The following is a 19,853-nucleotide window of genomic DNA, read 5'->3' on the forward strand; positions in this document are numbered from 1 at the left end:
CTCGTTAGTGATTGTACTCACTTAACTCAGTGTCCAAAACTGCTGGGGCGGATCATCTAATGGAAATTTAGCTGCTTTGAACATATTACATTCACGACAAGCAATTAACAGATTAGCTTTTTCGTTGGCTAATTCTGGATATAAGGATTTAGGTTTGAAATGTTCAATATCCACCATTTGGGGACTAAAAGCCTTTACTCCACAATAACAGCACTTTCCTTCAAATTCTTGGAATAGTTCATCTTTGTACTTCTTAAAACTATAATCAATCATCAAAACTCCAATAATAAATATAACGCCCGCCTAAGGGGCTGGCAACGCATGCCACTAAACTCAAACACAACAACTGCAACCACCGCGGCTCAATGGGACTGGAAACGCCACGCGTTGACAGTCCCTCTTGAGGCGTTTGTTATGTGCGTACTATTGGTGAGCCTTGTTCAACTCCAAAAGATCCCATTTGTTTCCATAAAGATCTTGGAACACAACAACTGTCCCATACTCTTCAACTCGTGGTTCTTCATTAAAAACAACACCATTAGCCTTCATCAACTCATAATCTCGCCAGAAGTCATTCGTTTGTAGAAACAGAAAAACACGACCTCCTGCCTGATTACCTACAAATTGAGCTTGCTCTTCGGTACTTGCTTGAGCAAGAAGTAGGTTCGTTCCATTCGAGTTTGGCGGCGAAACTTGAACCCAACGTTTACCACCACCTAAATCTGTATCTTCAACCAAACTGAACTGAAGCTTTTTTGTATAGAACTCAATGGCATCATCGTAGTTTTCTACGACAAGCGCGATATTGCCGATTTGCTGTTGAACAACTTTAGACATGCTGACTTCTCAAGATTTCAAAAGCCGGATTCTACACTACTTCGAGATTTTTCGAGAAAGCACATAACGCCCGCCTAAGGGGCTGGCAACGCATAACACTAAACTCAAACACAACAACCGTAACCACCTCAGCTCAATGGGACTGGAAACGCCGCGCGTTGACAGTCCCTCTTGAGGCGTTTGTTATGTTTCTGGCCACGATGTACGACTTAAGCCATAAACCGCATGATCTACGACGCGACCATTTAAATTTTCTGCACGAGTAATTGTCCCCTCAAGCACGAATCCTAAACGCTCACACACGTTTCGGCTGGGTTGATTTCCCGTTGCTGCCGATATTTGAACTTTTTCCATGTCCAAGTCGGTAAATGCAACGTCTATCAGCTTCAGCACTGACCTACTAACGATACCTTTACCTTGATAGTCAGCACTTAACCAATAACCCATTTCCACTTTTTTCAGTTGATGGTTAATGCTGTTAAAACTGATGTTTCCGACTAATTTGTCTTTATAAATCATGCCACAAACAAGCGATTTACCATCGGCATAATCATGTAATGAGCGGTGGATAAAACTTAAGAAGAACTCTTCGCTGTTTGCGTGAGGAGGCCACGCTAACCATTGGCTCAAATACTCACGCTCTCGGTTAACAATTTCGAGGTAGTGAGGCGCAAATTTAGGAGAAACCAAAGCAAGCTTTAGGTCTGTATCAACATCCAATGTAAACATGATTTCCTCTTAGAAACATAACGCCCGGTTAAGGGGCAGCCAACGCCATTACCAAGCTTCCGCATAACGCCGTAACCACAAAAACCAACGTATGATAAAAATGCCGCGCGTTGGCTGTCCCTCTTGAACCGTTTGTTATGTTTAAGCTTCAATGACTTACGTTTTACCAAAACCAAGATTAACTCAGCATTGACTCACAAACAAAAGGCAAAACCTAAAAAACTGAATTGACTCATAACTTTTGAAAAGCAGACTTGGCGTTTAACATTTCAAGCTTTGACAACTAGAAACTTAAAACTGATTTCTGATTGAGGCAATTCTCTGAACTTCCAGCGCCAAAGAATTGATGTCCGGGAAACAGCGCTCACAAATGCCAACTTGCCGACAAACGTGAAACCAATCAGCCGAGGGAACAAAGAAAAACCATAATCCACTGATTTTTGGTGATTAAACATAACGCCCGCCTAAGGGGCTGGCAACGCAAACCACTAAACTCAAACACAACAACTGCAACCACCGCGGCTCAATAGGACTGGAAACGCCGCGCGTTGACAGTCCCTCTTGAGGCGTTTGTTAGGCGATTAATCAACCAACTCGATGCCTAAACATTCCAATAAATTCAGTGCTTCATAACGAGAAAACTTAGCCCCTTTGACTTGGTTCTCTAACACATTAATTGCGTAATTTGTCGACTCGCTGAAATCCACTTTTTGTAAGTTAGTCCGCATGAATAAACTATGCGTAAAATCGCAGTAACACATTGTTGAACTGGCAAAATTGCCTTCACGGAAGTCCACATCATGCAACTTACACTCATCGAATGCTAACTCATTCAATGTCAGCCCAAAGAATGAGGCATCGTTCAAAATACAACGCTGAAATTTAAGCTCAAAATCTAAGTGATAGACAGGCCACGTTGCTCTTGTCCAGTCGATACCCACGAGCTTACTGTCTTGAAATGACACACCAAATAAACGTGCATTGGGGAAACTCGCTAAACTGAGATTACAACGTGCAAACTCGCAACTTACAAACTTGCAGTTTTGGAACTGTACGCCAGACAAATCACAATCTGAAAAATGACATTCTTCAAATTCTATGTCTTTGAAACTATTTTCTGATAACTCAAGCTTCTCGAAGGAAACCTCTAGATACTGCTCACCACTTTTCAAAGATTTCATCGTTTCCTCCAATCGCCTAACGCCCGCCTAAGGGGCTGGCAACGCATAACACTAAACTCAAACACAACAACCGTAACCACCGCGGCTCAATGGGACTGGAAACGCCACGCGTTGACAGTCCCTCTTGAGGCGTTTGTTATAAGCCCGAACCCTAGACTCCTGGGTTACTCGAACTGTTGTACGAAAACATTCGGATTTCATCTCTCGGGTACCAATCTAACTTGGTATAGAAGTCCTGTGCCGCAACATTCTCAATCAACACAAACAAATGCGTCTTAGAAATGCCTATTCTTGATAGTGCATCTGTCGCTTTTTGAATTAAAGACTTACCAATCCCTTGACCTCGAAAGTCAGATGAGACCGCCAGATGTTGTACGTAACCTCGCCTACCGTCTGTACCAACCAAAACAGCGCCAATCACAAGAGAATCTGAAACTGCGACAAAGCTTAAACCTTGATTTCTTTTCAAATAAGCTTCGATGTTTGGCCGAGAATCGGCATCTCTGAGGGATACGTTTTCAGTAGTAGCCCATAAAGCAATCACTTCGTTGTAATCGGAAATATCCATTTCCCTAAATGTAACCACAATTTCTCCTTGGCTTATAACGCCCGCCTAAGGGGCTGGCAACGCATTACCACGAAACTCAAACACAACAACTGCAACCACCGCGGCTCAATGGGACTGGAAACGCCACGCGTTGACAGTCCCTCTTGAGGCGTTTGTTAGCTTCGTAGCCTATTATTTCCCAATAACTTTTAAACACCTTTGCTTGTAAGCGATTTTACGCAAAAGCATCAAACAAGCACACGTCCAACGCCAAAAGCTGTGAAGTTGGCTGCCAAAACTTAAAATGATCAAGGTTGAGTTGACCACGGGTAAGAGCACGCGACAAAGAAAGCAAGATCACAGCGATGATGCAGCCTTTTGTGAAATTAAGCAGACCGCGCTGAACGTCCAACAGCGTTGAAGCATCGAGGCTTGCTAGTTTTCATCGACTTAGAAACCACTGAACTTTCAACACTTTCTACCAAGTCAGCACCCGAAAAACTCGAAAGTCAAGTTGTGCAATTTGAACGCTAAAAGCTGATTTTTCAGAACGATTGAGTTTGGATTTTGATGATTCTACCCTTTAAGAAGCTAACGCCCGCCTAAGGGGCTGGCAACGCATACCACTAAACTCAAACACAACAACCGAAACCACCGCGGCTCAATGGGACTGGAAACGCCGCGCGTTGACAGTCACTCTTGAGGCGTTTGTTAGGTGAATTTACTCGTACACCTGCCCATTATGTTTCAACCAACCATGAGCATGACGATTTTGAGGATCTTTATGAGTCCAATGAAGAACTCCACCTTTTTGTTCCATTCGTATTCACCATAAAACTCAACACTATCCCCAACTTTCAAGTTCGGAATTCTCGGTGCTAAGTCGATGTTATGAGCAACCAGCAATGTTTGTCCGCTATTGAGCTTTAAGATGAATTTTTGATGTCTTGAACCATCATTGTCATCAGGCAGCACTTTCGCAACCTGTCCAAATCCTTGAACCTGTAAATCACTTTGCTGCGATTGATAAGCTTGTTGTAAAACGGCGTCATTGGCATACAAGCTAACCGAAAAACAGCTTGTGAAAACGAGCCAAAAAGCTAAAAACAACTTCATAAAACTGTCCTTGTTCAATCCACAGACCATTCACCTAACGCCCGCCTAAGGGGCTGGCAACGCATAACACTAAACTTAAACACAACAGCCATAACCACTGCGGCTCACTGAAACTGGAAACGCCGAGCGTTGACAGTCCCTTTGAGGCGTTTGTTAGCCCAATTCTTCCAACGTCAGCAAGCGGTAGCTTCCACAATCAATGCCAGTATCTTGATAGCCAGCTAGGCTTTCAAACACGTTGAAATGAGACACAACTATTACCTTTGAGTAATGCGTGTATCGAGATAAAACATTTTCCGCACGGTTTCTTAGTTCTGCCCAAGACTCATAAGAAACATTGTTAGGCAGCACATTATTTTTAAGTGAAGCGCGATATTCACACCAACGGCGATCTCTTTCCTCCAGATCAACATAGCCACCCTCTAAGTCGGCTCGCCACTCACGGAGGTCATGTTCAACAAAGAGTTCTAAGCCCAGTTTACGATTGATAATTTCGGCTGTTTGAAGTGCTCTTGTATAGGGTGAAGATATAATAACTTCTGCTTTTTCGAGTTGAATATCTTGAGCAATAGCCTTTAGCTCATCTATATACTCTCGATTTAAAGGAGCATAGTCCTTTTCTAGTTGGCTCATTTTTCGCTCGTCAGATAGCGAATAATCAGGCACACCATGTCTTACAAATACAATGTCCATTCGTTTCTAAATCTCCGTATTGACGCGATTGGGCTAACGCCCGCCTAAGGGGCTGGCAACGCATTAACATCAAACTCAAACACAACCACTGCGGCTCAATGGGACTGGAAACGCCACGCGTTGACAGTCCCTCTTGAGGCGTTTGTTAGCCGTTGCCCACCGTATCTAAGATGAACTCAGCCCTTTCTTCGACTGAAACCTTAGGAACTTCAATAAGTTCATAACCAAACCTTTCGTAGGCTTTTACCATTTCATGGTATGTCGCAACAGCCTCATTAAAATCTTGCTTACGCTCGATGTCATTTTCATAGATCGCTTCCCACGGTGGGAAAATGAATACTTTTCTGTGATAGGTTAGCTCGCGGCATTTTCTTAATAAGATCTCTGAAATAGCTATTTGTTCAAGCTGACTGTACCCATAAGAATCAATAATGCCTCGATCAAAGAAAGTCAGAACTGAGTTGTCGTGTACTTTGTAATTGTGGAGTTCTTCAAGAACCATTGCATCACGGAATGCGACTTTATCTTTCCAAGGTAAAGCTTCCCCATCCCGCTCAGTCTGTATTTGAATGACTTTACGACCGACTTCTGTAGCACTCGGGTACCCCAATTGCTCTAAAAATTTAATAACCGAAGTTTTTCCTGAACCTGGACCACCAGTAAAAACTACCCGATTGTTCATGAAACCTCCTAAAACGGCTAACGCCCGCCTAAGGGGCTGGCAACGCAAACCACCAAAATCAAACACAACAGCCGTAACCACCGCGGTTCATTGGGACTGGAAACGCCGCGCGTTGACAGTCCCTCTTGAGGCGTTTGTTAGCATTTTTTTCGCAGTGTTTTTAATAATGGAGTGATCATTTGCTTACATACCACATGCAATTCTTTTAACGATATTGCATATTCTATTAGTGATGCTTCCGCATTAGCCAAGCTTTGTTTATTTAACTCTGTTTGGGATGACTGGTAACGTTCGTGTGCAATTTCGTATTTTTCAACCAACACGTTATTCATGCGATAGCTATCAACCAAACTTTTTAACTCCCCATACACTTTAACAATATCATGCAGTAGTTCTTTGTCTGATAACTGTCCTAAAGTACTAGCGTTTGCACCATAAAATGTAAAATAGTCTTGGGTAATTGGCCAGTATGCAGATAAGGGCTCTCCCTCATTTAACTGTTCAACATGACTCCCCATTCTTTCATCATATTTTAGCCAGAGAGCTTCAAGCTCTGCATGCAATCCGTTTAAAACTCCCTGAATATACGCAAGTTGTTGTTGCGCCAGATTTTTCTCTTGAAACCGATTCGCAATCCATACACCACTCAGTGTTGCAGCTCCACCCACAATCGCGGATACAAAACTATTTATATCTAGACTCAATTATTAACCCCAAAACTTCAGAAAATGCTAACGCCCTGTTAAGGTGTGAGCAACGCAATACCGAAGCTCCCGCATACCACCTTAAACACCAAACACAACGCATAGTAAAAATGCCACGCGTTGCGAATCACTCTTAAACAGTTTGTTAGCCGTTTTTTGACTGTTCTATCTCATGCTTGCTTTCAGAATTATTAACGAGTTCAGGAATTAACTTTTCTGTTACCGCTTGCACTTTTTCTTGATCAATATGAGCTACAGACTTATCAGTTCCTGAATCTTTGACCCAGTTACGTGCTTCAAACATGTAATTAAAGCTAACCCAAGCACCCACGACATAGAGCCACTTCCCATCTAAAGCTGACTGAACACCAAATACGAATATCAAACTCATAAATGCCAAAATAACCCAGCGAGCAGCAAGTAGTAATGCTATAGAAGAACCATAGCTAGCCATTTGGATATTTTTAGAACGCACATAATGCTTGTGCAAGACATGTTTGTGCACATCTAAAGTGATGTAAGCATCAAGAAACTCTGAACCACTTGACTTTGCTTTACTAAACACTTTTTGTACAAACCAAGACGAGATAGCAAATACCGCCGACCCTAGCAGGCCTTGATTGAACGAACTTAATTGATCAATCCAACTTAAAACAAAATCCATTTTTTCTCCGTATTGATTATGGAAACGGCTAACGCCCGCCTAAGGGGCTGGCAACGCACTACCACTAAACTCAAACACAACAACTGCAACCACCGCGGCTCATTGGGACTGGAAACGCCACGCGTTGACAGTCCCTCTTGAGGCGTTTGTTATGCGCAACTCACCGTAACTTCATAATTACGTTCAACATTAACGGAAACTTTACCCCACGTAGACGATTTAACTCTTAGCTGATGCCTATCAAAAGCAGTTTGATCTCTAAACTCTTCATAAACATCGAATCGACATGGGTTTTCTTCGTTTTGCGTGACTTCAAAAATTAGACAACCATCCTCTAATCTCGTCAAACGAATATGATTTTCTAGCTCGCTGATAACCGCTGTTAGTTCTGCTTGTGGAACAATAATGTAGCCTTTTAGAATTACCTTGCTCAATTTATATCCTTTTAAATTTTGCAGATATAGCTGATTTTGATCCGCCCCAGCAGTTTTGGACACTGAGTTAAGTGAGTACAATCACTAACGAGGTGAACAATGACAACTAAGAAAACTAGAATTAAACATTCCCCTGAATTTAAAGCAGAAGCCCTGAAGTTAGCAGATAAAGTGGGAGTAGCTGCGACAGCAAGACAGCTTTCTTTACACGAATCTCAAATCTACGGGTGGCGGAAGAACTCGAAGAAAGACACCAGTACTAGTCAGCGAGAGCAAGAGCTAGCCGCAGAGGTTGCCAAGCTCAAAAGGCAGTTGGCTGAGCAAGCAGAAGAGCTAGAAATTGTAAAAAAGGCCGCCACCTACTTCGCGAAGAATCTAAAGTAGATTGCTACGAGTTTATGCTCGAACACCTGCTGTGCTTCAGTATAGTGCGTATGGCTAAGGTGTTCGGGATATCCCGAAGTGGGTTTTATTACTGGATTAAGCATCGACACAACGCCATCCAACGTGAGGCTATTCGCCAACAGCTTGATACAAAAGTTAAAGAAGCTTTCGCCAACAGCAAAGGCCGAGATGGCTCAAGGCGTATCCAAAAAGAACTGTCTGAGAGCGGTGATAGCTACAATGTTAAAACCATTGCTGCCAGTATGAAGCGTCAAGATTTAACGCCGAAAGCGGCACGCAAGTTTAAGTGCACTACGGACAGCAAGCATCAAATGCCTGTTGCTCCAAACCTGTTGGCTCAGAACTTTAGCGCATCTGCTCCGAATGAAAAATGGGCTGGAGACATCACCTATATAGCGACAAGCGAAGGCTGGCTGTACTTGGCGGTAATTATTGACCTTTACTCAAGACAAGTAATTGGATGGTCTATGGATACCAGAATGACGGCTACGCTGGTCTGTGATGCGCTATCAATGGCGATGTTCCGTCGCGGATTCCCCGAGCAGGTTATCGTTCATAGTGATCGAGGTAGTCAGTACTGCTCAAAAGATTATCGAGATCTCATAACTGCTTATAATCTAGAACAAAGTATGAGTAGGAAAGGAAATTGCTGGGACAATGCTTGTGTTGAGAGCTTCTTCCATTCTATGAAAGTGGAAGCGATCCAATATGAGCCGATTATGACGAGAGACCAGATGCGCCAAACGATCTTCGAGTATATAGAGGTTGATTATAATCGGATGAGAAGGCACAGTGCTCTTGGGTATCTAAGCCCAGTTAACTTTGAACAACAAAATGTCGCTTAATGAAGTGTCCAGTCTGGCTGGAGCAGATCATTTTTCATGATAGGCGCATAACGCCCGCCTAAGGGGCTGGCAACGCATAACACCAAACTTAAACACAACAACCGTAACCACCGCGGCTCATTGGGACTGGAAACGCCACGCGTTGACAGTCCCTCTTGAGGCGTTTGTTAGCTTCGTAGCCTATTGTTTCAAAATGACTTTTAACCACTTTTGCTTGAAATGCATTTTACGCAAAAGCATCAAGCAAACACACATCCAACGCCAAAAGCTGTGAAGTTAGCTGTCAAAACTCAAAACGATAAAAGCTAAGTTGGCCACGGTTAAGAGTCCGCGACAAAGAAAACCAGATCACAGCGATGATGCAGCCTTTTGTGAAACCAAACTTTGAGTGTTGAACATCCAACAGCGTTGAAGCATCTATGCTTGCTAGTTTTCAGCGATTTTGAAACGACTGAATTTTCAACACGCTCGACCAAATCAGCATCAAGAAAACTCAAAAGCCAAATTGTGAAATTTGAACGCTAAAAGCGGTTTTTTCAGAACGATTGAGCTTGGATTTTGATGATTCTTGCTTCAAAGAAGCTAACGCCCGCCTAAGGGGCTGGCAACGCATTACCACTAAACTCAAATACAACAACCGAAACCACCGCGGCTCATTGGGACTGGAAACGCCACGCGTTGACAGTCCCTCTTGAGGCGTTTGTTAAATGGATTTTGCAAATACCCTTGAAACATAATGCTAAAAAACACACTATTTCGTTGAGACAAAAGTTTTAGCAACCATCCCGATGATTATGCTCGATTCGAACGATTTCGACGTGTATTCAGAATCTTAAAACCGATACTTTCGTAACGATCCATATCAGTATACTTGCAATCCTCTGTCACAACATGCTCAAAGTCTACGCTGTTTAGCAAGCGGCGTATATTTGATGCTTCGCGCTTTTGTGAACCATTATCGAGGCAGCCATGTGCGTACTGCTTTATCTCATAATGTGATATTCCAGATACCATGTAATGCTTCGTCTCTTCCGATACAAAACACAGTTTTAGTGAATTACTAAAAATGATTCCTGCCATTATAAAAATCCTTTAACTGAGAAAATGGGCTCAACCCTATTGAATGGAAACGATATATTAAGTTAACAACCCAAGTTGTGAATAGAACTTTTGCCAGTAGGCATTTAATTCATTGACATAAGTGCTTTAATATTTAAGTTAACCATTTGTCATTGCCTAAATTTAAATGACAAATTACACAACGCACTTAAAATCACACATATTTAGATTGCTTTACTGCTTGTGACATTACATAAGTTATGACAACTACAAACTTTTTTTAAAGTTATCCTTAAAAAATCAAAATTAAAAATTTAACACAACCTAACAGACAGAAACTTACTATTTTCATGATGAATCCTGAACAACAACAGGATAATTAACTGCTTTATTTTTTAACTTACAAATGACAAGGTTGATGTAAATACATTTAACGCCCGCCTAAGGGGCTGGCAACGCATACCACTAAACTCAATCACAACAACCGAAACCACCGCGGCTCATTGGGACTGGAAACGCCGCGCGTTGACAGTCCCTCTTGAGGCGTTTGTTAGTTTCGTAGCCTATTGTTTAACAATGACTTTTTAAACTCATTTGCTTGAAAGTCATGTTACGCAAAAGCATCACGCAAACACACGTCCAACGCCAAAGGCTGTGACGTTGGCTGCCAAAACGTTAAGAGTCCGCGACAAAGAAAGCCAGATCACAGCGATGATTCAGCCTTTTGTGAAACCAAACTGATCAAGTTGAACGTCCGACAACATTGAAGCATCAAAGCTTGTTGGTTATCAGCGATTTTGAAACTGCAGAACTTTCAACGCGTTCTACCAAATCAGCATCAGGAAAACCCAAAAGCCCAATTGCGCAGCTTGAACGATAAAGGCTGAATTTTCAGAACCTTGTGCGTGAATTTTTGATGATTTTTCCTGAGAGAAACTAACGCCCGCCTAAGGGGCTGGCAACGCACTACCACTAAACTCAAAAACAACAACCGTAACCACCGCGGCTCATTGGGACTGGAAACGCCACGCGTTGACAGTCCCTCTTGAGGCGTTTGTTAGTTGCCCTACACCAACACCAGTGCTAACATTCGTACACACAAAAAAGGAGCTCACCATGGATACTAGAATTCAATTTCGTGTAGACGAAGAAACAAAACGTTTAGCTCAACAAATGGCTGAAAGCCAAGGTCGAACTCTTAGCGATGCTTGCCGTGAACTCACTGAACAATTAGCTGAGCAGCAACGCAAGGCATTATCTCACGATGCATGGCTAACAGAACAAGTGAATCAAGCATTTGAGAAGTTCGACTCAGGAAAAGCAGTATTCATTGAACATGACATCGCCAAAGCACGAATGGCTGAACGTAAAGCAAAAATCCGAAATCGAGGCCACGCATGATTTTCTGGGAAGAAGCATCTCTCAATGATCGTGAGAAAATTTTCGAATTTCTTTACGACTTTAACCCAGCAGCCGCTGAAAAAACGGATGAGCTCATAGAAGCCAAAGTTGAAAATTTGCTTGAGCAACCACTAATGGGTGTTCAGCGTGATGGCATTAGAGGCAGATTGCTTATTATCCCTGAGATATCAATGATTGTTTCGTATTGGGTTGATGGTTCTAAAATTCGAATAATGCGTGTACTACATCAGAAACAAAAATTTCCAAACGATTGATTTGTTGCTGATTGGCAACTAACGCCCGCCTAAGGGGCTGGCAACGCATAACACTAAACTCAAACACAACAACCGTAACCACCGCGGCTCATTGGGACTGGAAACGCCACGCGTTGACAGTCCCTCTTGAGGCGTTTGTTATACGTGGACTTTGTACGTTAAGTCTGCGACTTCATCACCAGTAATGCCTCTGAAACCCCAACAATGAGCAGGTTGCTCTTTGATCGTAATTTCAATATCAACGGGAGCAATGCCTAACCTCAATCCAATGTTATTAAACAGTGCCTTGATTAGAGCTTTCTTGGTTTCGACTTTGCGACCTTCCATCATATTTACTTCGATCACTGTGTAAGCATCCGAACGACCACTAGGATAGTAGAAATCACTTTTATCGAGCAGGATAAATCTGTGAGCACGCTTATCCTCAGGTAAGCCTAAAGCTTGAGTCATCGACTGTTGAATCACATCTGATAAATCAGCTTTGATGGGATTCAAATGCTCTTTAATTCCATATATTACGACCACGATTTCTCCTTAAAACGTATAACGCCCGCCTAAGGGGCTGACAACGCATGCCACTAAACTCAAACACAACAACGGCAACCACCGCGGCTCATTGGGACTGGAAACGCCGCGCGTTGACAGTCCCTCTTGAGGCGTTTGTTATGTGAATTACCTACCGAAGCTTGTTGTTTTTGTTAAATCGCCTAACTTTGGCTCGCATATTTTTCATTGGTGATGACGTGTTGAACTGGATCATTCGACCAAATGTCCATTTTTCATACCACGTCGTTTCATACAACTCTTCATTGCTTAAACTTGCGACTAACAAGATAAGCTTCTTTATTGTTGAGTCTAACTCCTGAAGTAAGTCCTCGTATTGCCAATCACGGTACTGATCGTGAAAACTGACCGCCAACAATCCAAGCTGATTCCATTTATAACCCGTGTCAGGAAAATCGACTGGCAAACCTTGTGACTTCAAACTGTGCCATTTCAAGACCAAGTTTCCCCAACCAATAAGATAAGCGACAGTGTCACAAACGCTAATTTGTGTTCCTTTTACGTTACCTTCAATTTCACACTTACGTGCCATTGATGCTGGAACACTCCGATATTCGTCCATAAGTTTCGGGAATATAGAATTTATAGCTGTGAGCAACTCATCTTTTGATTCAGGAACTGAAGACATTATTTTATCCATTCACATAACGCCCGCCTAAGGGGCTGGCAACGCATTACCACGAAACTCAAACACAACAACTGCAACCACCGCGGCTCATTGGGACTGGAAACGCTACGCGTTGACAGTCCCTCTTGAGGCGTTTGTTAGCTCTCTGCTTGGCGAATAGGTTATTGAAATTGTTCACCATGATTTTCTAAAGTTGCGCTGCCACAGATAGCACAAACCACATATCTATCTGTTAATTCTAACGAAACGCCACCAGGTAAAGAGGCCGCCGAACTACTAAAAAATCCATCTAGAAATGCTTTGAACTGCTCTCTTTTGGACTTACCGTACTTCGATGGCTTTTGCTTCATCACCTCTTTATGTTCAGTGTTCTTCCCACACTTTTCACAAAACCTTGTGCTCATACTATCTCCTGAAATATCGCTAAAAAGAACTTCAAATCCAGCTTGGACTTTTGACTCCACGATGAACTTTGAAAGAGAGCTAACGCCCGCCTAAGGGGCTGACAACGCATAACACTAAACTCAATCACAACAACCGTAACCACCGCGACTCATTGGGACTGGAAACGCCACGCGTTGACAGTCCCTCTTGAGGCGTTTGTTAGTTTCGTAGCCCATTGTTTACCAATGACTTTTTAAACACATTTACTTGAGAGTCATTTTACGCAAATGCATCAAACAAGCACACGTCCAACGCCAAAAGCTGTGAAGTTGACAGCCAAAACTCAAAACAATAAAGGTCAAGTTAGCCACGGTTAAGAGTCTGCGACAAAGAAAGCAAGATCACAGCGATGATGCTGCCTTTTGTGAAACCAAACTTTGAGTGTTGAACATCCAACAGCGTTGAAGCATCTATGCTTGCTAGTTTTCAGCGATTTTGAAACGACTGAATTTTCAACACGCTCGACCAAATCAGCATCAAGAAAACTCAAAAGCCAAATTGTGAAATTTGAACGCTAAAAGCGGTTTTTTCAGAACGATTGAGCTTGGATTTTGATGATTCTTGCTTCAAAGAAGCTAACGCCCGCCTAAGGGGCTGGCAACGCATACCACTAAACTCAAACACAACAACCGTAACCACAGCGGCTCAATGGGACTGGAAACGCCACGCGTTGACAGTCCCTCTTGAGGCGTTTGTTAGCCCGAAGTTAACGTTGCCGTAGAATTAAGTTCAATATTAGGATGCTTAGACAAAGTAAAGCTATGATGAGCGATAATCGAAGGTGCATCCAAATGAGTCTTACTGTGTGTTGTGTGAGCATCTTCTATCAAAGTGACTTTGTAGCCTTTGCTTGCAGCACTAAACGCCGTTCTATCAATACAAAAATCTGTTGAATAACCACATATAAGCACATGCTCAATCCCATTTTTGTCTAGGTACTCTTTTAAATCGGTATTCTGAAACGAATCTGGAGTATTTTTTCGAACCTTGTAGCTGGAAGCATTAATTGTTAAGCCTGAAAACAGTTCCCAAGCATCACTTCCTGGTACTAGAACCCCAGGTATTTCGTGCTGTATAAATACAATCCCAATTCCAGACGAGCTAGCGTAACTCAATAATTTCTCAATGTTACTTATTACATTTTCAGATAAATATGGTGGATTAGTTGACCCAAAAACTCCATGTTGTACATCTACGACTAAAAGTGCGGATTTCATATTATATCCTCCTAGGGCTAACGCCCGCCTAAGGGGCTGACAACGCATAACAACCAAACCCAAACACAACCACCGAAACCACCGCGGCTCAATGGGACTGGAAACGCCGCGCGTTGACAGTCCCTCTTGAGGCGTTTGTTAGGAATACATTCTTTCGGCTAAAGCACTTATCAAATAGTCACTAAGTGTCATTGTTTCATCTATAGTCAAATCAAAGCGAGGATACCCTTCAATGTACACAGTTAAGTTCTCATAGAAATAGTCATGATATTTGGTTACGACCATTAGACCCTTTTGAAAGTTAATATTACCGCGCGAATGCATGTCGAGTTGAGCGATAACATTATTAATATCTGCTACTTTTAAGCTGTATAGATTATCATCAATTATCATTTGAAACTCATCTAACTCATTCCATCCTCTATTAGAAAATCGATCGATATTACTGTCACAGATTCTCATCGGAGTTAATAACTCATTAGCCTTCTTGAATTTGGGATAAAGTATTTCAACCGGAGGCAGTGTATCGCAATCTCGGTGATGAATTATCTGGTTGCGATAACCTTTGAGCTCATTTAATCTTTCAATTTGTTGCGCCCAAATCTCTGGATAGTCACTGTAAGATGGGTAGTTTGGTAACTCACCAAGCATTTCATTCAAACTAGAACGTTTATTCATTAACTTTCCTCGACTCTCAAGGTAAAGCCTTACATTTCTTTCTAGTTTCAGAATTTCAACCTTCAAATCTTCAACTGATGGACATAAAGAACCAGGAAGCTCTCGCCAGGAAGTATGAATATCTGACACATCTGAAGAAATACTTCGCTTTTTATTTTGTTTACGCTTAAAAATTTTGAACAATTTATATCTCCATATTCCTAACGCCCGCCTAAGGGGCTGGCAACGCATTACACTAAACTCAAACACAACAACCGTAACCACTTCGACTCAATGGGACTGGAAACGCTACGCGTTGACAGTCCCTCTTGAGGCGTTTGTTATGCTTAAGCTTCAACACTTTACATTTGAACCAACTCAAGAATAACCCACTGAAATCAGTGACCAAACTTCGACTTTCATTGAACTAGAACTGGCTCAGCTTTTACCTATGAACTGACCAATGCAGGCTTTCATTTAGCAACTAGGCCAATGTGGAAAGCCTCTCCGACAAACTCACTCACCACGCATGGGCACAACAACTCAATGAGGCAATGATGCTGAAACTTAAAGCGACAGACACATTGCTGTTTCATTAGGCAGCGAAAAACAATGCTCAATTGCCGACAGACTTTCAGCCCATAAGTAAAGGCACCAAATTGCTCAAAGCGACTTGAGAGAGCAAAACTCAACACGCGCAGACTCAAGAACCCAATGAGGCAATCACTCAGAATTTACAACGCCAGACACATTGCCGCTTCATTAGGCAGCGACAAACAATATTGAATTGCCGACAAAACCTGAACGAAATGCCAAAGGAATAGACAATCACAACCTGCTGATTTTTATGGATTAAGCATAACGCCCGCCTAAGGGGCTGACAACGCATTACCACTAAACTCAAACACCACAACCGAAACCACCGCGGCTCAATGGGACTGGAAACGCCACGCGTTGACAGTCCCTCTTGAGGCGTTTGTTATGCTTAAGCTTCAACAATTTACATTTGAACAAACTCAAGAATAACCCACTGAAATCATTGACCAAAACTCGAATTTTCTTGAACTAGAACTGGCTCAACTTTTACCTATGAACTGACCAATGCAGGCTTTCATTTAGCAACTAGGCCAATGTGGAAACCCTCTCCGACAAACTCACTCACCACGCATGGGCGCGACAACTCAATGAGGCAATAACACTGAAATTTACAGCGACAGACACATTGCCGTTTTATTAGGCAGCGCAAAACAATGCTCAATTGCCGACAGACTTTAAGCCTGTAAGTAAAGGCACCAAACTGCTCAAAGCGACTTGAGCCAACAATACTAACCTCGCGCAGACTCAAAAACCCAATGAGGTAATCACTCAGAATTTACAGCGCCAGACACATTGCTGCTTCATTAGGCAGCGAAAAACAATATTGAATTGCCGACAAAACATGAACGAAATGCCAAAGGAATAGACAATCACAACCTGCTGATTTTTATGGATTAAGCATAACGCCCGCCTAAGGGGCTGGCAACGCATAACACCAAACTCAACCACAACAACCGTAACCACCGCGGCTCAATGGGACTGGAAACGCTACGCGTTGACAGTCCCTCTTGAGGCGTTTGTTATGCTTAAGCTTCAACACTTTACATTTGAATCAAATCAATGATAACCAACTGAAATCATTGGCCAAACTCCGAGTTTCCTTGAATTAGAACTGGCTCAACTTTTACCTATGAACTGACCAATGCAGGCTTTCATTTAGCAACTAGGCCAATGTGGAGACCCTCTCCGACAAACCAACTCACCACGCATGGGCTCGACAACTCAATGAGGCAATGACACTGAAATTTACAGCGACAGACACATTGCCGTTTCATTAGGCAGCGAAAAACAATATTGAATTGCCGACAAAACATGTACGAAATGCCAAAGGAATTGACAATCACAACCTGCTGATTTTTATGGATTAAGCATAACGCCCGCCTAAGGGGCTGACAACGCATAACACTAAACTCAAACACAACAACCGAAACCACCGCGGCTCAATGGGACTGGAAACGCCACGCGTTGACAGTCCCTCTTGAGGCGTTTGTTATGTGAATTTGAGCCTAGTGAGCTAACCATTTACAAGGCTCCAGGCTCATTTCGGTAAATTTTGCTGTAAACGATGATTCTGAAGGACTACACGCATAAACTCCAAAACTGGCCACTTTTTGTGTCGGCAAAGGGGGATTACATTTACCCATTTCTATCGTAGTCTCTCCCAACTGATGTAAGTGAAAGATACGCATCTGGTTAAAAACCAAGCCATCAAACGAGGATTCGATAAGAAAATCTGGCCCTCTACGACTTAAACGATACCAAATCTCTTTAGGAAGCGGGATATCGGTAGTTGCCCAATCTGAATACCCTAAATTTGTAACTACACTACCAAGTCTAGAAAATGATTGATTTTCGTACTCTATCGAAGCTTTAAACCAATTTTCATTATCGATATAAACGATCAATCCACATTGATCAAACAGCTGTTGATAAGCAAAACTTACCTTAGCGGTAAATGTGAAATTGTCTTTTGAGTCAATCAATAATGCAGGAGCATTTTCATTACGAAAACCATAATAAGAACGTTGCCAAAAATCTGTTTTCGGCTCAGTAGTTATCGACACAAACTCTGAAGTGACTTCACTCACTTTCGGTTCAGAAATCCACTTCCCAGCAGTAAAATTTACCATTACCAATCTCTTTGTTGTTCACAAAATTCACATAACGCCCGCCTAAGGGGCTGGCAACGCATAACAACCAAACCTAAACACAACAGCCGTAACCACCGCGGTTCATTGGGACTGGAAACGCTACGCGTTGACAGTCCCTTTGAGGCGTTTGTTAACTGGCCGATCCCAAATGCCAAAGTTATAACTATTTCTAAGCTGCCTGTGCGGCAGTGAACCGGCTCAACCCACTTCTTCGTCCAGTTCTGACTTTCTAAGCTGCCTGTGCGGCAGTGAACCTGAAAGGCAAAGCATGGGAGCTTACGATAAATTTCTAAGCTGCCTGTGCGGCAGTGAACATCTTCATCTTCCACGGTTGCGCCATCTTTCATTTCTAAGCTGCCTGTGCGGCAGTGAACTCGATGTTCTCGAGTTCTTTGCGGCCAATAAATTTCTAAGCTGCCTGTGCGGCAGTGAACTATGAAACTTTAGCAGTAACCTATTGTTAATAATAGTAATTACATCAAATTCCTAAGAATAACCTTTTATTTTTTACTCGATTTATTATTAATATAAATCAACAAGTTAAAATTCAACGAAAAAAGATGGGTAATTTCATTGCCAGTTAACGCCCGCCTAAGGGGCTGGCAACGCATAACACTAAACTCAATCACAACAACCGTAACCCCCGCGGCTCAATGGGACTGGGAACGCCACGCGTTGACAGTCCCTCTTGAGGCGTTTGTTATGTGAAAATATTACAACCCTAAATAGCTCGATAAGCAAAATGTTCGGTTTGTCGATACAGCTAACGGGAAAAGTAGTTTTCCGTCCACATTATTTCCCCAAAACAAGCCTGCATATTTTTCAATCTCCTGCGGAAACTCTCTTCGATGAAATAAAGAGTTTTGTATGTAAATAACTTTACCATCTACAACTTGAATAAGTGCTATACCATTTTTTGCTGCATATTCAATAGCACCAGATTGGAATCTACTGGTTGAAAATAATACTGCCTTATTTGAACCAAGTGAGTCCTTTTTTGACTTTAAAACCTGAACAAGATCTCGACCAATTGGATAGTTATATTTTTTACATTCTACGATTACGTCTATTTTTAGCCCAATTGCTTCATATGAAATAAAAACATCTATTTCATATTCACCATCAGACCCTCTTAATTTTTCACGATGTTTTGCATCAAAAGCCGTTAACCCTTGCCCAGCTTCTGTAAACCAAGCTTTGACCATGAGTTCAAACTCTTCCGGTGAAATACCATTTACATTAGAAAAGCCCATGTTTGCCTCTTAGATTTTCACATAACGCCCAATTAAGGGGTGAGCAACGCGACCACCCAACCTAAAGCATTGTACCGTAACCACTAAAATTGAAGTAGAACCAAAAATGCCAAGCGTTGGGAATCCCTCTTAAATTGTTTGTTATGCAGCTTTCTAATACGGTAACTCATCAGCTTCAATGCCAACATGATCAGGAGCTAGATATTGAGGAAACCTGACTGCTCGGATTGTATCGTGACCAAGTAACACTGCTTTACACACTCTGTGCATACCATCCATTACCCTACCTTTATGACACAGAATGATCGGGTATGATAAGTCAGCTTTTTGGATGAGTTTCGTGTGCTCTATAATATTTCTACAGGTTGGTTTTGCACCACCTAGCTCAAACCAAAATTCTTCGTCTAACTCACTGATGTCTGCTAGAGAGATTTCGATAACTGGCAAATCTTTAGCTAGTTCAATTAGCCGGAAAACATCCCACGATAACAGCCCTTCATCTGAGCTTCGAAAATGATACTGTTGTCTCATAATTCTCCTTGCTGCATAACGCCCGATTAAGCAGTGAGCAACGCCTAAACCAACTCAACGCATAACAACGTAAACACTCATGTTCAAGCATGACGCTAATGCTATGCGTTGCGAATCTGTCTTGAATCGATTGTTAGGTCACGACCAAATTCGTACAAGGTCTCTCGTTAATTATTGATTATCAAATGGAATTGAAGAAAAAGACAAAAATCGAAGCCGAAGTATTTGTCATAGCTCTAC

The 19,853-nt window shown here is 42.2% G+C and carries 28 protein-coding genes, 5 pseudogenes and 1 CRISPR repeat array; of the genes and pseudogenes, 3 read left to right on the forward strand and 30 right to left on the reverse strand.

All coding sequences use genetic code 11. The features are described 5' to 3' along the window. Positions 1 to 21: 21 nt before the first annotated feature. The 13 genes and pseudogenes from MKA69_RS17065 to MKA69_RS17130 all read right to left on the reverse strand — a co-directional run bounded on the left by MKA69_RS17065 (position 22) and on the right by MKA69_RS17130 (position 7,587). Positions 22 to 273: an HNH endonuclease gene (locus tag MKA69_RS17065; RefSeq protein WP_305848539.1), complete on the reverse strand. Its 252-nt coding sequence runs from the start codon at positions 271 to 273 to the stop codon at positions 22 to 24. Positions 274 to 423: 150 nt separating this feature from the next. Continuing rightward, a complete protein-coding gene (locus MKA69_RS17070) occupies positions 424 to 837 on the reverse strand; it encodes a VOC family protein (protein ID WP_000049413.1) in 414 nt (137 codons plus the stop codon). 183 nt (positions 838 to 1,020) lie between these two features. Then, positions 1,021 to 1,566 carry a GNAT family N-acetyltransferase gene (locus MKA69_RS17075; RefSeq protein WP_305848540.1) on the reverse strand — a complete coding sequence of 182 codons (546 nt, stop codon included), beginning with the start codon at positions 1,564 to 1,566 and terminating at the stop codon, positions 1,021 to 1,023. Positions 1,567 to 1,835: 269 nt separating this feature from the next. Next, entirely contained in the window at positions 1,836 to 2,021 is a 186-nt protein-coding gene (locus MKA69_RS17085; RefSeq protein ID WP_305848542.1) for a hypothetical protein, read from the reverse strand. 126 nt (positions 2,022 to 2,147) lie between these two features. Next, the gene (locus MKA69_RS17090; RefSeq protein WP_055032893.1) at positions 2,148 to 2,747 is read right to left on the reverse strand and encodes a pentapeptide repeat-containing protein; all 600 of its coding nucleotides are present in this window, start codon (positions 2,745 to 2,747) and stop codon (positions 2,148 to 2,150) included. A 151-nt stretch (positions 2,748 to 2,898) separates the two neighbouring features. Beyond that, complete coding sequence (locus MKA69_RS17095) at positions 2,899 to 3,333, reverse strand: GNAT family N-acetyltransferase (RefSeq protein WP_305848543.1); 435 nt, start codon at positions 3,331 to 3,333, stop codon at positions 2,899 to 2,901. Positions 3,334 to 3,529: 196 nt separating this feature from the next. Beyond that, positions 3,530 to 3,709, reverse strand: a complete 180-nt coding sequence (locus MKA69_RS17100; protein ID WP_061051317.1) for a DUF645 family protein — start codon at positions 3,707 to 3,709, stop codon at positions 3,530 to 3,532. Between the two features lie 306 nt (positions 3,710 to 4,015). Further along, a pseudogene (locus MKA69_RS17105) lies at positions 4,016 to 4,410 on the reverse strand (DUF3465 domain-containing protein). Positions 4,411 to 4,563: 153 nt separating this feature from the next. Continuing rightward, positions 4,564 to 5,103, reverse strand: a complete 540-nt coding sequence (locus MKA69_RS17110) for a histidine phosphatase family protein (RefSeq protein WP_055045043.1) — start codon at positions 5,101 to 5,103, stop codon at positions 4,564 to 4,566. 145 nt (positions 5,104 to 5,248) lie between these two features. Next, complete coding sequence (locus MKA69_RS17115) at positions 5,249 to 5,785, reverse strand: AAA family ATPase (protein ID WP_305848544.1); 537 nt, start codon at positions 5,783 to 5,785, stop codon at positions 5,249 to 5,251. Positions 5,786 to 5,922: 137 nt separating this feature from the next. Continuing rightward, on the reverse strand, positions 5,923 to 6,489 hold the full coding sequence (locus MKA69_RS17120; RefSeq protein WP_305848545.1) for a hypothetical protein: 567 nt from the start codon (positions 6,487 to 6,489) through the stop codon (positions 5,923 to 5,925). Between the two features lie 145 nt (positions 6,490 to 6,634). Continuing rightward, positions 6,635 to 7,153, reverse strand: a complete 519-nt coding sequence (locus MKA69_RS17125) for a V3/V1b-type arginine vasotocin receptor (RefSeq protein ID WP_305848546.1) — start codon at positions 7,151 to 7,153, stop codon at positions 6,635 to 6,637. 149 nt (positions 7,154 to 7,302) lie between these two features. After that, the gene (locus tag MKA69_RS17130; protein ID WP_000048765.1) at positions 7,303 to 7,587 is read right to left on the reverse strand and encodes a putative quinol monooxygenase; all 285 of its coding nucleotides are present in this window, start codon (positions 7,585 to 7,587) and stop codon (positions 7,303 to 7,305) included. 99 nt (positions 7,588 to 7,686) lie between these two features. On the opposite strand from MKA69_RS17130, the gene MKA69_RS17135 reads away from it, so the two are divergent. Next, a protein-coding gene (locus tag MKA69_RS17135; protein ID WP_305847673.1) for an IS3 family transposase occupies positions 7,687 to 8,837 on the forward strand; the annotation gives its coding sequence in 2 pieces (ribosomal slippage) (positions 7,687 to 7,930 and positions 7,930 to 8,837; 1,152 coding nt in all). 286 nt (positions 8,838 to 9,123) lie between these two features. Here the strand turns inward: MKA69_RS17135 and MKA69_RS17140 are convergent. The 4 genes and pseudogenes from MKA69_RS17140 to MKA69_RS18295 all read right to left on the reverse strand — a co-directional run. Beyond that, positions 9,124 to 9,243: pseudogene (locus MKA69_RS17140) on the reverse strand (DUF645 family protein); the annotation flags it as partial. A 386-nt stretch (positions 9,244 to 9,629) separates the two neighbouring features. Further along, positions 9,630 to 9,917 carry a hypothetical protein gene (locus tag MKA69_RS17145; RefSeq protein ID WP_069213654.1) on the reverse strand — a complete coding sequence of 96 codons (288 nt, stop codon included), beginning with the start codon at positions 9,915 to 9,917 and terminating at the stop codon, positions 9,630 to 9,632. 549 nt (positions 9,918 to 10,466) lie between these two features. Continuing rightward, positions 10,467 to 10,568 (reverse strand): annotated as a pseudogene (locus MKA69_RS18290) (cell shape-determining protein MreC); the annotation flags it as partial. Further along, positions 10,558 to 10,603, reverse strand: a pseudogene (locus MKA69_RS18295) (hypothetical protein); the annotation flags it as partial. The pseudogenes MKA69_RS18295 and MKA69_RS18290, both read right to left, overlap by 11 nt. 409 nt (positions 10,604 to 11,012) lie before the next feature. Here MKA69_RS18295 and MKA69_RS17150 point away from each other — a divergent pair. Both MKA69_RS17150 and MKA69_RS17155 read left to right on the forward strand, forming a co-directional pair. After that, complete coding sequence (locus MKA69_RS17150; protein WP_000381183.1) at positions 11,013 to 11,297, forward strand: type II toxin-antitoxin system RelB/DinJ family antitoxin; 285 nt, start codon at positions 11,013 to 11,015, stop codon at positions 11,295 to 11,297. Next, the gene (locus tag MKA69_RS17155) at positions 11,294 to 11,572 is read left to right on the forward strand and encodes a type II toxin-antitoxin system mRNA interferase toxin, RelE/StbE family (protein WP_000578471.1); all 279 of its coding nucleotides are present in this window, start codon (positions 11,294 to 11,296) and stop codon (positions 11,570 to 11,572) included. The genes MKA69_RS17150 and MKA69_RS17155 overlap by 4 nt, the downstream gene beginning before the upstream one ends. A gap of 138 nt (positions 11,573 to 11,710) precedes the next feature. On the opposite strand, the gene MKA69_RS17160 is transcribed toward MKA69_RS17155, so the two are convergent. The 13 genes and pseudogenes from MKA69_RS17160 to MKA69_RS17220 all read right to left on the reverse strand — a co-directional run bounded on the left by MKA69_RS17160 (position 11,711) and on the right by MKA69_RS17220 (position 19,613). Continuing rightward, a complete protein-coding gene (locus MKA69_RS17160; RefSeq protein WP_103176064.1) occupies positions 11,711 to 12,097 on the reverse strand; it encodes a tautomerase family protein in 387 nt (128 codons plus the stop codon). Between the two features lie 151 nt (positions 12,098 to 12,248). Next, complete coding sequence (locus tag MKA69_RS17165) at positions 12,249 to 12,764, reverse strand: ClbS/DfsB family four-helix bundle protein (RefSeq protein WP_305848548.1); 516 nt, start codon at positions 12,762 to 12,764, stop codon at positions 12,249 to 12,251. A 161-nt stretch (positions 12,765 to 12,925) separates the two neighbouring features. Next, positions 12,926 to 13,168 carry a hypothetical protein gene (locus MKA69_RS17170; RefSeq protein ID WP_000107461.1) on the reverse strand — a complete coding sequence of 81 codons (243 nt, stop codon included), beginning with the start codon at positions 13,166 to 13,168 and terminating at the stop codon, positions 12,926 to 12,928. Positions 13,169 to 13,427: 259 nt separating this feature from the next. Beyond that, positions 13,428 to 13,604, reverse strand: a pseudogene (locus MKA69_RS17175) (DUF645 family protein). Between the two features lie 299 nt (positions 13,605 to 13,903). Continuing rightward, entirely contained in the window at positions 13,904 to 14,425 is a 522-nt protein-coding gene (locus MKA69_RS17180) for a cysteine hydrolase family protein (RefSeq protein WP_305848549.1), read from the reverse strand. Positions 14,426 to 14,563: 138 nt separating this feature from the next. Beyond that, positions 14,564 to 15,286, reverse strand: a complete 723-nt coding sequence (locus MKA69_RS17185) for a hypothetical protein (protein WP_158118961.1) — start codon at positions 15,284 to 15,286, stop codon at positions 14,564 to 14,566. Positions 15,287 to 15,555: 269 nt separating this feature from the next. After that, entirely contained in the window at positions 15,556 to 15,816 is a 261-nt protein-coding gene (locus tag MKA69_RS17190) for a DUF3709 domain-containing protein (RefSeq protein ID WP_233422772.1), read from the reverse strand. Between the two features lie 377 nt (positions 15,817 to 16,193). Then, entirely contained in the window at positions 16,194 to 16,454 is a 261-nt protein-coding gene (locus tag MKA69_RS17195; protein ID WP_248445847.1) for a DUF3709 domain-containing protein, read from the reverse strand. Continuing rightward, positions 16,448 to 16,609, reverse strand: coding sequence for a DUF3709 domain-containing protein (locus MKA69_RS17200; protein ID WP_142565532.1), 162 nt, complete (start codon positions 16,607 to 16,609; stop codon positions 16,448 to 16,450). The genes MKA69_RS17195 and MKA69_RS17200 overlap by 7 nt, the downstream gene beginning before the upstream one ends. Before the next feature lie 221 nt (positions 16,610 to 16,830). After that, the gene (locus MKA69_RS17205) at positions 16,831 to 16,992 is read right to left on the reverse strand and encodes a DUF3709 domain-containing protein (protein WP_142542337.1); all 162 of its coding nucleotides are present in this window, start codon (positions 16,990 to 16,992) and stop codon (positions 16,831 to 16,833) included. Positions 16,993 to 17,184: 192 nt separating this feature from the next. Then, positions 17,185 to 17,808 carry a DUF1349 domain-containing protein gene (locus MKA69_RS17210; RefSeq protein WP_043993107.1) on the reverse strand — a complete coding sequence of 208 codons (624 nt, stop codon included), beginning with the start codon at positions 17,806 to 17,808 and terminating at the stop codon, positions 17,185 to 17,187. Positions 17,809 to 17,994: 186 nt separating this feature from the next. Further along, positions 17,995 to 18,263: direct repeats of the CRISPR family, unit length 29 nt; unit sequence ATTTCTAAGCTGCCTGTGCGGCAGTGAAC. 279 nt (positions 18,264 to 18,542) lie between these two features. Continuing rightward, positions 18,543 to 19,082 (reverse strand): restriction endonuclease, encoded by a 540-nt coding sequence (locus tag MKA69_RS17215; protein ID WP_148504872.1) that lies wholly within the window; start codon positions 19,080 to 19,082, stop codon positions 18,543 to 18,545. A gap of 153 nt (positions 19,083 to 19,235) precedes the next feature. Beyond that, entirely contained in the window at positions 19,236 to 19,613 is a 378-nt protein-coding gene (locus tag MKA69_RS17220) for a hypothetical protein (protein WP_083150902.1), read from the reverse strand. Between the last annotated feature and the right edge of the window lie 240 nt (positions 19,614 to 19,853).

It is taken from the genome of Vibrio sp. AH4 (assembly GCF_030710545.1).
GTDB classification, from domain to species: Bacteria; Pseudomonadota; Gammaproteobacteria; order Enterobacterales; family Vibrionaceae; genus Vibrio; species Vibrio metoecus.

Excerpts from the sequence above, each read along its gene's own strand:
- MKA69_RS17205 (WP_142542337.1), bottom strand. The coding sequence starts at position 16,992 with ATGTTTTGTCGGCAATTCAATATTGTTTTTCGCTGCCTAATGAAACGG.
- MKA69_RS17090 (WP_055032893.1), bottom strand. The coding sequence starts at position 2,747 with ATGAAATCTTTGAAAAGTGGTGAGCAGTATCTAGAGGTTTCCTTCGAG.
- MKA69_RS17210 (WP_043993107.1), bottom strand. The coding sequence starts at position 17,808 with ATGGTAAATTTTACTGCTGGGAAGTGGATTTCTGAACCGAAAGTGAGT.
- MKA69_RS17115 (WP_305848544.1), bottom strand. The coding sequence starts at position 5,785 with ATGAACAATCGGGTAGTTTTTACTGGTGGTCCAGGTTCAGGAAAAACT.
- MKA69_RS17125 (WP_305848546.1), bottom strand. The coding sequence starts at position 7,153 with ATGGATTTTGTTTTAAGTTGGATTGATCAATTAAGTTCGTTCAATCAA.
- MKA69_RS17180 (WP_305848549.1), bottom strand. The coding sequence starts at position 14,425 with ATGAAATCCGCACTTTTAGTCGTAGATGTACAACATGGAGTTTTTGGG.
- MKA69_RS17200 (WP_142565532.1), bottom strand. The coding sequence starts at position 16,609 with ATGCGTTGCCAGCCCCTTAGGCGGGCGTTATGCTTAATCCATAAAAAT.
- MKA69_RS17170 (WP_000107461.1), bottom strand. The coding sequence starts at position 13,168 with ATGAGCACAAGGTTTTGTGAAAAGTGTGGGAAGAACACTGAACATAAA.
- MKA69_RS17110 (WP_055045043.1), bottom strand. The coding sequence starts at position 5,103 with ATGGACATTGTATTTGTAAGACATGGTGTGCCTGATTATTCGCTATCT.
- MKA69_RS17155 (WP_000578471.1), top strand. The coding sequence starts at position 11,294 with ATGATTTTCTGGGAAGAAGCATCTCTCAATGATCGTGAGAAAATTTTC.
- MKA69_RS17085 (WP_305848542.1), bottom strand. The coding sequence starts at position 2,021 with ATGTTTAATCACCAAAAATCAGTGGATTATGGTTTTTCTTTGTTCCCT.
- MKA69_RS17075 (WP_305848540.1), bottom strand. The coding sequence starts at position 1,566 with ATGTTTACATTGGATGTTGATACAGACCTAAAGCTTGCTTTGGTTTCT.
- MKA69_RS17145 (WP_069213654.1), bottom strand. The coding sequence starts at position 9,917 with ATGGCAGGAATCATTTTTAGTAATTCACTAAAACTGTGTTTTGTATCG.
- MKA69_RS17150 (WP_000381183.1), top strand. The coding sequence starts at position 11,013 with ATGGATACTAGAATTCAATTTCGTGTAGACGAAGAAACAAAACGTTTA.
- MKA69_RS17065 (WP_305848539.1), bottom strand. The coding sequence starts at position 273 with ATGATTGATTATAGTTTTAAGAAGTACAAAGATGAACTATTCCAAGAA.
- MKA69_RS17220 (WP_083150902.1), bottom strand. The coding sequence starts at position 19,613 with ATGAGACAACAGTATCATTTTCGAAGCTCAGATGAAGGGCTGTTATCG.
- MKA69_RS17215 (WP_148504872.1), bottom strand. The coding sequence starts at position 19,082 with ATGGGCTTTTCTAATGTAAATGGTATTTCACCGGAAGAGTTTGAACTC.
- MKA69_RS17070 (WP_000049413.1), bottom strand. The coding sequence starts at position 837 with ATGTCTAAAGTTGTTCAACAGCAAATCGGCAATATCGCGCTTGTCGTA.
- MKA69_RS17165 (WP_305848548.1), bottom strand. The coding sequence starts at position 12,764 with ATGTCTTCAGTTCCTGAATCAAAAGATGAGTTGCTCACAGCTATAAAT.